General features: G+C 65.0%; 13 protein-coding genes. 10 read left to right on the plus strand and 3 right to left on the minus strand.

What is annotated here, in order from left to right; translation table 11 throughout:
* Positions 1 to 88: 88 nt before the first annotated feature.
* On the minus strand, positions 89 to 1,042 hold the full coding sequence (locus ACE3RQ_RS12930) for an MBL fold metallo-hydrolase (RefSeq protein WP_374522434.1): 954 nt from the start codon (positions 1,040 to 1,042) through the stop codon (positions 89 to 91).
* A 96-nt stretch (positions 1,043 to 1,138) separates the two neighbouring features.
* Here ACE3RQ_RS12930 and ACE3RQ_RS12935 point away from each other — a divergent pair, with 96 nt between their 5' ends.
* On the plus strand, positions 1,139 to 2,131 hold the full coding sequence (locus ACE3RQ_RS12935; protein ID WP_374522435.1) for an esterase/lipase family protein: 993 nt from the start codon (positions 1,139 to 1,141) through the stop codon (positions 2,129 to 2,131).
* Here ACE3RQ_RS12935 and phhA read toward each other — a convergent pair.
* On the minus strand, positions 2,050 to 2,907 hold the full coding sequence (gene phhA / locus ACE3RQ_RS12940) for a phenylalanine 4-monooxygenase (protein WP_374522436.1): 858 nt from the start codon (positions 2,905 to 2,907) through the stop codon (positions 2,050 to 2,052). The genes ACE3RQ_RS12935 and phhA overlap by 82 nt on opposite strands.
* A gap of 10 nt (positions 2,908 to 2,917) precedes the next feature.
* The gene (gene hppD, locus ACE3RQ_RS12945; protein ID WP_374522437.1) at positions 2,918 to 4,054 is read right to left on the minus strand and encodes a 4-hydroxyphenylpyruvate dioxygenase; all 1,137 of its coding nucleotides are present in this window, start codon (positions 4,052 to 4,054) and stop codon (positions 2,918 to 2,920) included.
* A gap of 113 nt (positions 4,055 to 4,167) precedes the next feature.
* Between hppD and ACE3RQ_RS12950 the strand changes: the two genes are divergently transcribed.
* The 9 genes from ACE3RQ_RS12950 (at position 4,168) to ACE3RQ_RS12990 (ending at position 14,346) form a co-directional block, all read left to right on the plus strand.
* Positions 4,168 to 4,641 carry an Lrp/AsnC family transcriptional regulator gene (locus tag ACE3RQ_RS12950; protein WP_374522438.1) on the plus strand — a complete coding sequence of 158 codons (474 nt, stop codon included), beginning with the start codon at positions 4,168 to 4,170 and terminating at the stop codon, positions 4,639 to 4,641.
* Between the two features lie 95 nt (positions 4,642 to 4,736).
* On the plus strand, positions 4,737 to 5,402 hold the full coding sequence (locus ACE3RQ_RS12955; protein ID WP_374522439.1) for a GNAT family N-acetyltransferase: 666 nt from the start codon (positions 4,737 to 4,739) through the stop codon (positions 5,400 to 5,402).
* A gap of 90 nt (positions 5,403 to 5,492) precedes the next feature.
* Positions 5,493 to 6,359, plus strand: coding sequence for an HlyC/CorC family transporter (locus ACE3RQ_RS12960; protein ID WP_374522440.1), 867 nt, complete (start codon positions 5,493 to 5,495; stop codon positions 6,357 to 6,359).
* A 70-nt stretch (positions 6,360 to 6,429) separates the two neighbouring features.
* Entirely contained in the window at positions 6,430 to 8,217 is a 1,788-nt protein-coding gene (gene lnt / locus ACE3RQ_RS12965; protein WP_374522441.1) for an apolipoprotein N-acyltransferase, read from the plus strand.
* Positions 8,218 to 8,355: 138 nt separating this feature from the next.
* Positions 8,356 to 9,813 carry a hypothetical protein gene (locus ACE3RQ_RS12970; RefSeq protein WP_374522442.1) on the plus strand — a complete coding sequence of 486 codons (1,458 nt, stop codon included), beginning with the start codon at positions 8,356 to 8,358 and terminating at the stop codon, positions 9,811 to 9,813.
* Between the two features lie 131 nt (positions 9,814 to 9,944).
* Entirely contained in the window at positions 9,945 to 10,850 is a 906-nt protein-coding gene (gene glyQ, locus ACE3RQ_RS12975; protein WP_374522443.1) for a glycine--tRNA ligase subunit alpha, read from the plus strand.
* A 15-nt stretch (positions 10,851 to 10,865) separates the two neighbouring features.
* Positions 10,866 to 12,986 (plus strand): glycine--tRNA ligase subunit beta, encoded by a 2,121-nt coding sequence (gene glyS / locus ACE3RQ_RS12980; RefSeq protein WP_374522444.1) that lies wholly within the window; start codon positions 10,866 to 10,868, stop codon positions 12,984 to 12,986.
* A gap of 35 nt (positions 12,987 to 13,021) precedes the next feature.
* A complete protein-coding gene (gene gmhB / locus ACE3RQ_RS12985) occupies positions 13,022 to 13,597 on the plus strand; it encodes a D-glycero-beta-D-manno-heptose 1,7-bisphosphate 7-phosphatase (RefSeq protein ID WP_374522445.1) in 576 nt (191 codons plus the stop codon).
* Positions 13,594 to 14,346, plus strand: a complete 753-nt coding sequence (locus tag ACE3RQ_RS12990; RefSeq protein WP_374522446.1) for a lysophospholipid acyltransferase family protein — start codon at positions 13,594 to 13,596, stop codon at positions 14,344 to 14,346. Before gmhB ends, ACE3RQ_RS12990 begins: the two co-directional genes overlap by 4 nt.
* Positions 14,347 to 14,352: the final 6 nt, after the last annotated feature.

Here is a 14,352-nt window from a genome sequence, read left to right on the forward strand (position 1 = left end):
GTAAACGGACTCTACTAACCTTCAACTGGTACGCCTTATGGGGGGCAGGTCAGATAATGACCATTAGGCATTCAACGTTGCCTCAGATTTAGCGATTGCGTACTGAGTTGCCGAGGATCTCCAGTGCGCCTGCCTTTTGGAGTTCATGCAGCAGGCCGTGCAGATAGGTGGCGACGCTCTTGCTGTCTGTTGAGGTCATGCCGTCGCTTGGGGCGATGGTGCGGAAATAGGGCGTTTCGCGAAACCAGTTGATCAATTGGGCGATGTCGGTTTGCTGCCATTCCAACAGCTTGAATTTGATCAAGACTTTGACCGCATGACGGCGGTGTTTCTCAGGGGATCTCTGGAACTGGGCAAGGCGTGAGCGTGCCCTTTGCAGCGCGCCATCGAGGTCGGTAAATGCAGCGCCGTGGCCCGGCACGATGAAGTTTGGGGACAGAGACTCGATGAGGTCGAGCGTGGTGCCGACTTCGTCAAAGGCGTCAATGCCGTCAAGCTCGGGAAAGACCACGCCAAACCCGTTTTCCCAAAGGGCGTCAGCGGAGAGCAGGACGCCGTGCTCTGGCTGGAACAAGACGATTGAATGGGGGTCATGGCCCTTCGCGGCATGTATTTGCCAAGTCCATCCTCCGAGGCGGATCGACTGTCCAGGTGACAGCGTTGAGGTGAAATGGAAACGGGGACAGGTCTGTCCGGTTGGCCCGTAGCTGAGGGCGTCGGTGTCCCATGCGGCGACTGCTGCGGTTTGGCCTGGCGGAATGAGGACCTCTAGGCCTGGGTAGACGCCAGCCAAGGCGGCGTTGCCTCCACAATGGTCGCTGTGCAGGTGCGTGTTGATCACGGTGTGAAGCGGTGCGCCATTGAGGGCAGATTTGACCAAGGCCACGGTTTGCGGGGCATGGGTGGCGTAACCGGTGTCGACCAGGCAGTTTCCTTCATCGGAACGAAAGAGAACTCCATTGGAGGAAAGCCATCCACGTTCGAAGACCGTCAGGCGTAAGGCGGTGCAGGCGGTGCGAAACTCGTCAAAGGAGCGGGGCATGGCGGTGGTTCAGACTCTGGCATGGGTTGGTGTCAGAGTGTGCCGCGCTAGGGCCGTTGGTTGATCCGCCTAGGCGACAGCCTGAATTGGCGGTTGGTGCTGCGCGTCGTTGACAGGAGAAGGGTTCTGCGAGAAATCGAAACCTCTAGGCAAAGCGAAGCCTCCGCGGTGGGAAGGCTGCAGGCCGTTGGGGTGGTGGTACTGGTCATTGCCTGTGGTCTGGTGGCCTGGCTCAAAGGCTGGCCGCTGGCGCTGGCACTCGCCATGGCCCCTCCTGTCGCCTCGAGCTGCGTGATCGCTTTGGAGTTGGCACTTGCCTCCATGTTGTCTCGGCGCACTCGTGCAGGTCCAAGGCGCTGGGCGCAGACGTGGTGGACGGAGTGGTGGCTAAACCTGAAGGTGTTTGGGTGGCGGCAGCCATTTGCATGGCGGCAGTTGCCCGACACGGCAATGGGGCCAAGTGATCTGGCGCCCGTCGTGTTTGTGCATGGCTATCTGTGCAATCGGGGGTTTTGGCTGCCTTGGCTGCGACGATGCCGAGCGGAGGGGCGGCCATATGTCACGGTGAATCTTGAGCCAGTGTTTGCCAGCATAGACGCGTATGTCGACGCGATTGGTGCGGCGGTACTTCAGGCTGAGGCGGCCACAGGGCGTCGTGTGTTCTTGGTGGGGCACAGCATGGGGGGATTGGCGATCCGTGCGTGGTTGGCTGTGCAGCCCCAGCTGGCAGTGCAGCGCGTCATGGGAGTGGTGACGATTGGCACACCCCACCAGGGCACATGGTTGGCGCGCTGGAGCCGTACCACCAATGGCCAGCAGATGCGCCTGGGCAGCGACTGGCTGGCGCAGCTCAGAGGGCGGGAGCGGGCCAGGCTTTGCGAGCCCGTCTACGCGCGCTTTCTCTGTTGGGCAAGTGCCGCCGACAACGTGGTGTTCCCGGCAGAAACGGCCACATTGCCGGGGGCGGAGAACCGTTGGGTGGAATCGGCCGGCCACATCGAACTGGCCTACTTACCTGAGGTGATCTCGACGTCGCTTGCCTGGATGGCAGCGGCCGACAAGTCGCCGGCGGCCCGGACCAATTCATAAAGCGGCGCGAAATCGGGCGCCGTCATGTCAATCAGTTGGTCCAGGCTGTCGATCACAAAGTAGGTGGCCTGAAAGGAATCGATGGTGTAGCGGGTTCGCATGCAGCGCACCAAGTCCAGCCCGATACGCCGAGCCGATGGCGATTGCACGCTGTGCGCCAGCTCTGCTGGTGAGCTCAGCAAGCCGGCGCCATAGGCGCGAAGCCCGTCCGCCTGCCGGATGAGGCCGAACTCGATCGTGTACCAGTAAAGCCGAGCCAGCAACTCACCAGCGCCCAGGGCGTGAGCCTTGAGGCCGCCTTCGCCGTAACGTTGGACGTAGTCGGCAAACACGGGGTTGAACAGCATGGGCACGTGGCCGAACAGGTCGTGGAACACGTCGGGCTCGACGATGTAGTCGAACTCGGCAGGCGTGCGAATCCAGTCGGTCACGGGAAAGCGCCGGCGCGCCAGCAGCTCAAAGAAGGCAAGCTCGGGAATGAGCCCGGGCACTGCCACGATTTCCCAACCCGTTGCCTGACGCAAGCGCTGGTTGATGTCGCCAAACCGGGGAATGCCACGCCCCAGTTCCATGCTGGGCAGTGCGGACAAGAAGGCGTCACACGCCAGACCAGGCAAGCGGCTCAATTGCTGCTGGTACAGCCGACGGAAAGTGTCGTGGTCTTGCTCGGTGTACTGCGCCCAATCCTGGGTGCAGGTGTAGTCGGCGTTGGCGCGTTCGTAGTCGCCCCTTGGCGGGCGGTGGCTGTTGCCATAAACAACGGGTTGGACGGCCATGAGTGGCTCCTTAGGCCTTGAGCACGCCGCGGCGCACCTGGTCGAGCTCCATGGTTTCGAAGAGTGCCTTGAAATTGCCTTCGCCGAAGCCTTGGTTGCCCTTGCGCTGGATGAACTCAAAAAAGATGGGACCCAACTGGTTCTCGCTGAAGATCTGCAGCAAGAGGTCGCCAGGGCGGCCGTCGACCAGGATGTTGCGCTGGCGCAGTCCTTCCAGGTCTTCGCCGTGGTCGGGAATGCGCTTGGGCAGCAACTCGTAGTAGGTCTCGCTGGTGGTGAGCAGCTGAATGCCCGCCATCTGCAGGCTGTCGACCGAGGCGTAGAGGTCGGTGGAGGTGAGCGCGATGTGCTGGATGCCCTCGCCGTGGTACCGGTCCAGGTACTCGGTGATCTGCCCCGCCTTCTCGTTGCCCTCTTCGTTGATCGGGATGCGGATCTTGCCGCAGGGGCTGGTCATGGCCTTGCTCTTGACGCCGGTGGCTTGGCCCTCGATGTCAAAGTAGCGCACCTCGCGGAAGTTGAAAAGGCGCTCGTAAAAGCCGGCCCATTCCTCCATGCGGCCGCGGTGCACGTTGTGGGTGAGGTGGTCGATGGTGGTCAGCCCATGGCCCACTGGGTTGAGGTTGACCGCCGAATTGGGCTGCAGGGGCTCGAAGTCAACATCGAAAAACCCGATGTTCCCGATGTCGCCGGGCTGCGCGCCGTTCTTGCCGCGCCAGCGGTCAATGAAATAGATGATCGAGTCGCCAATGCCTTTGATCGCGGGGATGTTCAATTCGCCTGGGCCGGCCTGCCCGGCGTAGCCCCATGCGCCCAGCGAGATTGCGCGTTCGTAGGCCGCCTTGGCGTCTTGCACCCGGAAGGCAATGGCGCACACGCTGGGGCCATGCAGGCGCGCGAAGCGTTGGGCGAAGCTGTCGGGCTCGGCGTTGATGATGAAGTTGATGTCGCCCTGCCGGTACAGCGTGACCGCTTTGTGGCGATGGCGGGCGACGGCCTGGAAGCCCATTCGTTCGAACAGGGCGCCCATGGCGGCTGGATCGGGCGCGGCGTATTCGATGAACTCGAAGCCATCGGTGCCCATGGGGTTGTCCCAAGTGGTGGCCGAGGACGTGGTGGCTGAGGTCGAGGCGTGGTTGGTGGTCATGTCGGTCTCCTCTGATGCGGTGGGCGCCACTGTATGGGCGGGCCTGGGCAAAAAAATGGCGTTCTTTGCCTCGAACTGGCGGTCGATCGCAAGATTCCTGCAAAATTGAGCGCATGACCGCATTTGACAAGCTCGATCGGGCCATTCTTCGTTGCCTTCAGCAGGACGGGCGCCGTACCTACGACGATTTGGCCCAGCAAGTCGGCCTGTCGCCCAGCGCCGTTCTACGCCGCATTCGCCGCCTCGAAGACAGTGGGGTCATCGAGCGCTATGTGGCGCTGTTGAAGCCAGAGGCTTTGGGCCTGGGGCTCACGGCCTATGTCAGCGTCAGGCTGGAAAAGCACAGCGGCAGCGCCAAGCGTAACCCCATGGACGAGTTCCGGGCCAGCGTGATGGGGTGGCCAGAGGTGGTGGAATGCTCTGCCCTGACCGGTGAAATGGATTACCAGTTGTGCCTGGTGGTGGCGGACATGGCGGCGTATTCCCAGTTCATGATGAACACCTTGCTCAAGCATCCCAGCGTGCAAGACTGCAAGACAAGCTTTGTCATGGACTGGGTCAAACGCACCACGGCGCTACCCGTTTGATCCCGCTTTGCGCGGGGCCGTCTGTCGTGTACAAGCCCTGTGACACCAATTGCCGGTGGAATTGGTTTCCAATATAGGGTTAACCCTAGATCGCCATGCCTGACGCCATCTCCACGCCCGTGCCGACGCCCTCGCGCAAGCGAGTGCCCATTCGGTCACTTTCGCCCTCGCACCGCGACGCCATCCTCAGCCACCTGCTGGCCTTGGAGCCGCATGACCGCTACCTGCGCTTTGGCTACATGGCCAACGACGAGCAGATTCGCCGCTACGTGGACCAGTTGAACTTTGACCGGGATGAGCTGTTCGGTATCTTCAATCGCAAGCTCGAGTTGATCGGCATGGCACACCTGGCCTTTTCGGTGGACCCGCAACTGTCCAGTTGTGCTGAGTTTGGGGTGTCGGTGTCGCCCAAGGTGCGTGGGCGCGGCTATGGCGGCATGCTGTTCGAGCGCGCCGCCACCAAGGCGCGAAACGAGGGTGTCACGCAGCTTTTCATTCATGCCCTGTCGGAAAACACCGCCATGCTGAAGATCGCACGCAACGCCGGGGCGGTGATCGAGCGGGCTGGCTCCGAGAGCGAGGCCCATTTGCGCCTGCCACCGGCCGACTTTGACTCTCGCGTCGCGGAAATCGTGAATGAGCAAGTCGCGGTGACCGATTACCACCTCAAGGCCCAGGCCAAGCAGTTCTGGGACATGTTGTCGGTGTTGCAGGACATTCGCCAGGGCGTGCGCGATGCGCGCGACAAAGCGCGAGGCTGAGCCACACGCCGAAGCGGCAGGCCCGGGTTTTGCATGGCGTCATGACCATGGGGTATTCTTGCCCCCTGTTTCAACCAACCCTTCCCTTCAGTGGCCGATTCCCCCCCCAGTAGTGGGCCGCAGCGCAGCCTGCGGCATGTCGACAAACGCGGATTTCTGCAAAAACTCGCGGAGTTCATTCACCCCGGGCCTGACTCCAAGGACGAGCTGATCGAGACCTTGGCCGAGGCTGAGGACAACGACATCATCAACGCCGAGTCGCGGGTGATGCTGGAGGGCGTGATCCGCATCGCGGACATGAGCGCGGGTGATGTGATGGTGGCCGCTCCCCGCATGGATGTGCTCAACATTGATGCGCCATACGACGAGTTGCTGCACATCGTCATCAACACGGCGCACTCGCGATTCCCGGTGTACGAAGGCGAGCGCGAGAACATCATCGGCATCCTGCTGGCCAAAGACCTGCTCAAGCTGCAGCGGGCGCCAGAGCTCAACATACGTGCCTTGTTGCGCCCCGCCACCTTTGTGCCGGAAAGCAAGGGGCTGAACGATCTGCTGCGGGAGTTTCGCGGCAACCGCAACCACCTGGCCATCGTGATCGACGAATTCGGCCGCGTGGCCGGCCTGATCACCATTGAGGACGTGCTGGAAGAAATCGTTGGCGAGATCGAGGACGAATTTGACGTGGCCGAGGACGATGGCGACATCTTTGCCTTGGCCGACAAGACCTGGCGCGTCAGCGGCGACACGCCGGTTGAGCGCATCAACGAGTCGTTCGGCCTGAAGTTGCCCGAAGACGACTTTGACACCATCGGCGGTCTGATCGCCCACACCATGGGCCATGTGCCCAAGCGTGGCGAGGAACACGACATCGACAACCTGCGCTTCGTGGTGCTTCACAGCAAGGGCGGTGCGGTGAAGTGGTTCAAGGTCATGCCGGTGCCCACCGAGACCTGAGCCGGTCGCCTGCCCCTGCCGCATGCGCAGCCTCTTCGACTCCCTGCACTCGCCATCGAGTTTTGACCCGATGAGTCGCCGGCCTCCCGGTCGGCCCGCGCGACGAGGCGGCTTGGCGTGGTTCCTTCTCTGCCTTCTGATGGGGGGGCTTCAGGCTGTTTCCATCGCCTGGCCTTGGGCATCGGTCGGTCTGTGGGAGGCGGGTAAACCGTCTGGGGGGCTGCAGGTGCTGGCCCTGGCCGGCCTGGTGGTGGCCTTGCAGTTCTCTACCCGCGTGGGCCAAGGCATGTGGCGCGCCTGGGTGTTCGCCACCGCCTGGTTGGCTGGCACCTTCTGGTGGCTTTTCGTGTCGATGCACACCTACGGCGGCATGCCCGCGTGGCTGGCCGTTCTGGCTGTGCTGGCCCTGGCAGGGCTGCTGGCGCTTTATTACGCCTTGGCGATGGGGCTGTTGTGCGCATGGGCGCCGCCTTCCCGTGTGCGGCAGGCCTTGATGTTCGCTGCCTTGTGGACCCTGGCCGAGCTGGCGCGAGGTCATTGGTTCACGGGGTTTCCCTGGGGAGCGATCGGGTACGCCCATGCGGACACATTGGCGGCTTGGGCCCCCTGGGTGGGGGTCTATGGCATGGGGGCGGTGGCTGCCTTGATGGCCTACGCGCTCGGGTCGCTCGTCACGGCTTCCTGGCGTTGGATGGCGGCGTGGTTGTTGTCGCCGGTGAGCCGGCCGCCTCGGCTTGGGGGCGGCACGCCCTCTGCGGCTCGCGCAGGCCTCCACTCAGGCTCTCTCGCTCGCGACCTTGGGCGGGCGAGTATCTGGATTGTTCCCCTTGCCTTGTCGCTGTGGTCGATGGGGCCTGCCGAAGGATGGCGGGCATGGGGCTACCGCAACCTGGCGCCAGTGGGCGAGATGAAGGTGTGGCTGCTGCAGGGCAACATTCCGCAAGACCAGAAGTTCGAGCCGGGCACGGGCATGACCCAGGCCTTGTCTTGGTACCCGGCTCAGTGGCAAGAGGCGGTGCAGGCCGCGCGCACTGGCCGTGGGCCTCACTTGGTGGTGGCCCCGGAGACGGCGGTGCCCGTGCTGCCACAGCAGTTGGGCGGGGATTTTTGGCGAGGCAGCCTGGCGGCGCTGGCCGCAGATGAAGCGCCGCCAGTGGGTGTGCTGTTGGGCTTGCCCTTGGGCTCGGCCACGGAGGGTTACACCAATTCAGCCTGGGGCCTGTCCCCGGCGGTGGCGAGGGAGCTGACCCAGGCGGCTGACAGTCGGGGGGCATCGGCGTATCGCTACGACAAACACCACCTCGTGCCGTTCGGTGAGTTCGTGCCCCCGTTGTTCCGCTGGTTCACCGAGTTGATGAACATTCCGCTGGGCGACTTCAATCGGGGCGCTTTGCCGCAACCTGCCTGGGCGTGGGCCGGGCAGCGCATTGCGCCGAACATCTGTTACGAAGATTTGTTTGGGGAAGAGCTGGCGGTCCAGTTTCGAGACCCCGCCCAGGCGCCGACGGTGCTCGTCAACTTAAGCAACATTGCGTGGTTTGGCGACACGGTCGCCATTGACCAGCACCTCACCATTTCGCGTCTGCGGGCGATGGAGCTGGGCCGACCGATGCTGCGGGCCACCAACACGGGCGCCACCGCCGTGATCGATGCCAAAGGGCGGGTGACCGCGCAGTGGCCACGGTTGACGCGTGGACGCCTTGAGGCCGACGCCACCGGCATGACGGGCGCCACGCCTTACGCCCACTGGGCGGCGCGGTGGGGCCTGGTGCCGATGTGGCTGGGTGCGCTGGCGGTGGCCTTCGGCGCGATGCTGAACATCCGGCCCCGTCGAAGCAAGAGGCGGTTTGGCCGGTGACCGGCGCGGTACCTGGGTGTTTGGCCCCAGGCCGTGATCGCATCGTCAAGGGTTCATCAGCCGCACGTGAGCCGCGGCGTGTGCAGAACGTGAAAACTTCTTGGCTTGGTGCATGGGCACCTGCCAAGAGGACCACTCATGTCGTTTTCTCTCCCCTATGACCATCCCGCGCTGGTGCTAGGACACATCGTGCCGCCCAGCCTGTTGGTGCAGCTGGACAAGATTCGATCCATTCAAAGCCGAACCGACGCCGCCCTGGAGCGCATGCACTCGCTCATGTCCATGCGTCGAAGCCTGGCCATGACCTTGAGCGAAATGATGTCGATGGGCATTGACGTCACCGCCCTGGAAACCCGTCTTGAGGAGCTGAACCACGGCATTGAGAAAGCCGCGTCCGATTACATCGCCAAGCGGCTGGACAACGACGCAGCCATACAGGTGGAGCGCGATCGCATGCTGGAGATCGATTGCTCGGGCCTGTCGGAAAGCCCGCTGGACTTTTCCCAGGTCAAGGTGGATCGCAAGCCGCTGGCCAGTGACAACGTGCAGATCGACATTCAGTACTTCAAGCACCACGGCACGGAAGGGTCGGCGGGCGCGGTGCGCTCGCGTGTGGAGCAGATGGTGCGAGAGAACACCGCGGGCCTGCCCCAGCAAGCGTCCAAGCTGGCCAATCAGGCCGGCGCCCTAGTGGCGCAGCAGCAAGACAGCCACGATCTGGTGGGCACCCTGGTCATCACCGCCAACGCCACGCACCGACAGGTGGCCATGCTGCAGCCGGTGACGCTGGACTTGCCCAAGGCCATCGAGGCGTGGAACGCCAGCTTCGCAAGTGCCTCGCTGCGGCTCAATCCGGCGGACCCGGCGGGCATGATCAAAGTGGCGTCGCAGACCCGGGGTGACGCGGTGGACAAGAGCCTGACCTTGCTGACGGGTGTGGCCTACGGTTCCAGTTTCGTGGGCATGATTCACCTGGTGCGCAGCAAGATGTCGCCATCTGGGCTGTCAGACGCTGACATCGCCGCCATGGTGGAGCGCCTGCGTGTGGGGACGCTGATCAACAGCGAGTCTGGTGGCCTCGGCACAGAGCAGTCGGTGCTTGATGATGTGCGGCAAATGATCAGCGACCAGGGGTTCACGGCTCACGTGAGCATCTTGGTGAACGGCGCCTTGACCACCCCCGCTGCTCAGAACGTGGAGAAGCTGGTGGACCGGGCCATTCACGTTCCCAGTCGCCTGCCCTTTTTCGGAATGGGCGCCGCCCTGGGCGAAACCGTCGCCCAGGCGGCGCAGACTGTCGCGCAGTCCGAGGCGGGAAAGCTGTCCGGCCTGGCTGCCACGCTCAACAGCGTGGACAAGGGGCGCGACGCCTCCATTGACCTCAGCACCCTGTTCACCGCCTTCGACAATTACCTGGGGGCCATCACCAAGTCGGAGTCGGTGGGGGCGCCCATCGGGTTCTACGTGAGGCGCATCAACGCGGCGCAGATCGCACTGGAGTGGCTGGAGGCGACAGAGCGCCGCCGGCGGGTTGAGGGCGAGTCGCCCAGCACCCCGCCTGCCGGGGCAACGCCGGCCACGTCAACGAAGAAGTGAGGCCCCCCGCGCCTGTCCGAGGGCCGAGGCGCCGCTGGGCGGCAGTGGCCCCGTAAAATCACGGGTTTGCGCGGCCCCGCGTCCGCGGGCGGCCGGATTTACCCGTTTGCCGATTGCCATCGGCCAGGCCCATGTTGACCTTCCAGCAAATCATTCTGAAACTGCAGTCCTACTGGGACGCCCAGGGCTGCGCGCTGCTGCAGCCCTACGACATGGAGGTGGGCGCCGGCACCAGCCACACCGCCACCTTTCTGCGCGCCATTGGCCCCGAGCCGTGGAAAGCGGCCTACGTGCAGCCCAGCCGCCGCCCCAAGGACGGCCGCTACGGCGAGAACCCCAACCGCCTGCAGCACTACTACCAGTACCAGGTGGTGCTCAAGCCCGCGCCGGCCAACATCCTGGAGCTGTACCTGGGCAGCCTGGAGGCCCTGGGCTTTGACCTGAAGAAGAACGACATCCGCTTCGTGGAAGACGACTGGGAGAACCCCACGCTGGGCGCCTGGGGCTTGGGCTGGGAGGTCTGGCTCAACGGCATGGAGGTGACGCAGTTCACCTACTTCCAGCAGGTGGGCGGCATTGACTGCAAGCCCGCCACCGGCGAGATCACCTATGGCCTGGAGCGCCTGGCCATGTACCTGCAGGGCGTGGACAACGTCTACAACCTCAAGTGGACTGAGACCATGAGCTATGGCGACGTCTACCTGCAAAACGAAAAAGAGCAGTCGGCCTACAACTTCGAGCACTCCGACGCCGATTTCCTGTTCACCGCGTTCAACGCCCACGAGAAGCAGGCCAAGCACCTGATGGAGCAGCAACTCGCGCTGCCGGCCTATGAGCAGGTGCTCAAGTGCGCGCACAGCTTCAACCTGCTGGACGCGCGTGGCGCCATCTCGGTCACCGAGCGCGCCGCCTACATCGGCCGCATCCGCAACCTGGCCCGCAGCGTGGCGCAAAGCTACTACGAGAGCCGCGAGCGCCTGGGCTTCCCCATGGCGCCCCGCGAATGGGTTGAGCAGATCGCCAAGAAAGCCGCCTGAGCCGAGACGCACCACATGACCGCACAGAACCTGCTCGTTGAACTGTTCGTTGAAGAACTCCCGCCCAAGGCGCTGAAGAAGCTGGGCGATGCCTTTGCCGGCGTGCTGGCCCAGTCGCTGAAAGACCAGGGCCTGGCGTCCGCCGATGCCACGGTCACGCCGTTTGCGTCGCCGCGCCGCCTGGGCGTGCACGTCACCGGCGTGCTGGCCCAGGCCGCCGACAAGCCCGTGTCGCAAAAGCTCATGCCCGTGACCGTGGGCCTGGGGGCCGATGGCCAGCCCACGTCGGCCCTGCTCAAGCGCCTGGCCGCCCTGGGGGCCGATGCCAGCGCCGTGGCCGGCCTGCGCCGCGCCCCCGATGGCAAGGCCGAGGCGCTGTTTTACGACAGCATTGCCCCAGGCGTGGCCCTGGCCGCTGGCCTGCAGAAGGCGCTGGACGAGGCCATCGCCCGCCTGCCCATTCCCAAGGTCATGACCTACCAGCTCGAATCCGGCTGCGAGATGCCGGGCTGGAGCAGCGTGCAATTCGTGCGCCCAGCCCACGGCCTGGTGGCGTTGCACGGCGCCGCCGTGGTGCCGGTGACGGCCCTGGGCCTGGTGGCGGGCAACAGCACGCACGGCCACCGCTTTGAGGCCGCCGTGGACCCGGTGCTCATCGCCCACGCCGACGCCTACGCCGAGACCCTGGCGCGCGATGGCGCCGTGCTGGCCGCCTTCAATGACCGCCGCTTCGCCATCGTGCAGCAGCTCGCCCAGGCCGCCGAGAAGCTCGGCCCGGGCTACGAAGTGCTGATGGACGAGGCCCTGCTGGACGAGGTGACGGCCTTGGTGGAGCGCCCCAATGTGCTCACCTGCGCCTTCGAAGAGCAGTTCCTGGCCGTGCCGCAGGAATGCCTGATTCTCACGATGAAGGCCAACCAGAAGTACTTCCCGCTGGTGGACACCCACGGCAAGCTCACCAACCGCTTCCTGGTGGTGAGCAACATCAGCCCGGCGGACGCCAGCGCCGTGATCGGCGGCAACGAGCGCGTGGTGCGCCCGCGTCTGGCCGACGCCAAGTTTTTCTTTGACCAAGACCGCAAGAAGACGCTGGAGAGCCGCGTTGAAGGCCTGGCCAAGGTGGTCTATCACAACAAGCTGGGCACGCAGGGCGAGCGCATGGAGCGCGTGCGCGCCATTGCCCGCGCCATCGCGCAGCAACTGGGCAACGCCGCGCTGGTGGACCAGGCCGACACGGCCGCCCGCCTGGCCAAGACCGACCTGCTCACCGACATGGTGGGCGAGTTCCCCGAGCTGCAGGGCATCATGGGTGGCTACTACGCGCGCCACGACGGCCTGGGCGAAGACATCGCCATCGCCATTGAAGACCACTACAAGCCCCGCTTCGCCGGCGACGAGTTGCCGCGCAACGCCACGGGCACGGTGGTGGCGCTGGCCGACAAGCTGGAAACGCTGGTGGGCATGTTCGGCATCGGCAACCTGCCCAGCGGCGACAAAGACCCGTTTGCCCTGCGCCGCCACGCCCTCGGCGTGGTGCGCATGCTGATCGAGAAAGACCTGCCGCTGGACCTGGACGCGCTGCTGTCGGGCGCTGTGCCGGCCTTCGGTGCGCTCATTCAGGACGCCACGCCCGCCCTGGCCGACTTCATCTACGACCGCCTGGCCGGCAGCCTGCGTGAGCAGGGCTACACCGCCCAAGAGGTGGACGCCGTGCTGGCGCTGCGCCCGCAGCGCCTGGGCGACGTGGCCAAGCGCCTGCTGGCGGTGCGCGCCTTTGCCGCGCTGCCCGAGGCCGAGGCCCTGGCCGCGGCCAACAAGCGCATTGGCAACATCCTGAAGAAGGCCGAAGGCGAGGGCGCCGGTGTGCTGCCCGAGCTGCTGCAAGAGCCGGCCGAGCGCGCGCTGTTTGACCTGCTGGGCCCCATCGTGGACCAGTCGGCCAGCAGCTTCGCCGCCGGCGATTACACCGCCTCGCTGCAGATCCTCGCCGCGCTGCGCGGGCCGGTGGACGCCTTCTTTGACGGCGTGATGGTCAATGCCGACGACGCGGCGCTGAAGGCCAACCGCCTGGCGCTGCTGCGCCACCTGCACGGCGCCATGAACCGCGTGGCCGATCTGTCGCGCCTGGCGGCCTGATCGCCACTCCCCCGGCCCCTCAACGGAGCGCTGCGATGAAACTGCTCATCCTCGACCGCGATGGCACCCTCAACCGCAGCCGCGACGACAAGGTGGCCTCGCCGGACGAGTGGGAGCCGCTGCCCGGCGCGCTGGAGGCGGTGGCCCGCCTGAACCACGGGGGCTGGCGGGTGGTGCTGGCCACCAACCAGTCGGGCATTGGCCGGGGGCTGTTCGACATGGCCTCGCTCAACGCCATTCACGTTCGCATGCACCGCCAGTTGGCGGCGGTGGGTGCGCGCGTGGAGGCCGTCTTCTTCTGCCCCCATGCGCCTGAGGAGGTCTGCGATTGCCGCAAGCCCGCCCCGGGCCTGTTCCGCCAGATTGGCACGCGTTTTGGCGTGCCCCTGGCCGAGGTGCCGGCCGCCGGCAACGCCCTGCGCCACGTACAGGCCGCCGCCGCCGCGGGTTGCCCTGCCCATTTGCTGCTCACCGGCCAGTCGGAAGCCTTGCGCGAGACCGCTGGTGAGTTGTGGCCCCAGTTGCCGGCCGGCACCCGTGTGCACAGCGACCTGGCCGAGTTCGCCGACTGGCTGCTGGCCCAACCCCTTTCCCCCAAACCCGCTCCATGATCGTCGTCCACGCCCTGCGTTCCATCCTGCACCTGCTGTTCATGGCGGTGACCGTCGTGCCCTGGGCACTCGCCGTGCTGATCGCCGCGCCCTTTCTCAACAGCCACCAGATTTACTGGATGTGCGCGGGCTGGCTGCGCCTGGCGGTGAAGGGCGGCGAGCTGATTCTGGGCATTCGCAACCACGTGATCGGCTTCGAGAACCTGCCGGTGGGCAGCACGGCGCCGGCCATTCTGCTGGTGAAGCACCAGTCCACCTGGGAAACGTTTTGCATGCCCACGCTGATGCCGCACCCGCTGGCCTACGTGTTCAAGAAAGAGCTGCTCTACGTGCCGTTCTTCGGCTGGGCCATGGCCAAGATGGACATGATCCACATTGACCGCAGCAAGCGCGCCCAGGCCTTCAACAAGGTGGTGCAGCAAGGCCAGCGCCTGCTGGACCAGGGCACCTGGGTGATCATGTTCCCCGAGGGCACGCGCATTGCGCGCGGCCACAAAGGGCAGTACAAGTCGGGCGGCACCCGCCTGGCCGTGGCCACCGGTGCACCGGTGATTCCCATTGCCGTCACCTCGGCCAAGTGCTGGCCGCGCAAGGCCCTCATCAAGCGGCCGGGCACGGTGGAGTTTTCCATTGGCAAGCCAATTCCCAGCCAGGGGCGCGATGCCGATGAGTTGATGCGCGAGGTCGAGGACTGGATCGAGGCCGAAATGCGCCGCCTGGACCCCGACGCCTACCGCGCCACGGCTTGAGGGCGC

It is taken from the genome of Hydrogenophaga sp., assembly GCF_041913525.1.
Lineage (GTDB): Bacteria > Pseudomonadota > Gammaproteobacteria > Burkholderiales > Burkholderiaceae_C > Hydrogenophaga.

Excerpts from the sequence above, each read along its gene's own strand:
- ACE3RQ_RS12930 (WP_374522434.1), bottom strand. The coding sequence starts at position 1,042 with ATGCCCCGCTCCTTTGACGAGTTTCGCACCGCCTGCACCGCCTTACGC.
- phhA (WP_374522436.1), bottom strand. The coding sequence starts at position 2,907 with ATGGCCGTCCAACCCGTTGTTTATGGCAACAGCCACCGCCCGCCAAGG.
- hppD (WP_374522437.1), bottom strand. The coding sequence starts at position 4,054 with ATGACCACCAACCACGCCTCGACCTCAGCCACCACGTCCTCGGCCACC.
- ACE3RQ_RS12950 (WP_374522438.1), top strand. The coding sequence starts at position 4,168 with ATGACCGCATTTGACAAGCTCGATCGGGCCATTCTTCGTTGCCTTCAG.
- ACE3RQ_RS12955 (WP_374522439.1), top strand. The coding sequence starts at position 4,737 with ATGCCTGACGCCATCTCCACGCCCGTGCCGACGCCCTCGCGCAAGCGA.
- lnt (WP_374522441.1), top strand. The coding sequence starts at position 6,430 with ATGAGTCGCCGGCCTCCCGGTCGGCCCGCGCGACGAGGCGGCTTGGCG.
- ACE3RQ_RS12970 (WP_374522442.1), top strand. The coding sequence starts at position 8,356 with ATGTCGTTTTCTCTCCCCTATGACCATCCCGCGCTGGTGCTAGGACAC.
- glyQ (WP_374522443.1), top strand. The coding sequence starts at position 9,945 with ATGTTGACCTTCCAGCAAATCATTCTGAAACTGCAGTCCTACTGGGAC.
- glyS (WP_374522444.1), top strand. The coding sequence starts at position 10,866 with ATGACCGCACAGAACCTGCTCGTTGAACTGTTCGTTGAAGAACTCCCG.
- gmhB (WP_374522445.1), top strand. The coding sequence starts at position 13,022 with ATGAAACTGCTCATCCTCGACCGCGATGGCACCCTCAACCGCAGCCGC.
- ACE3RQ_RS12990 (WP_374522446.1), top strand. The coding sequence starts at position 13,594 with ATGATCGTCGTCCACGCCCTGCGTTCCATCCTGCACCTGCTGTTCATG.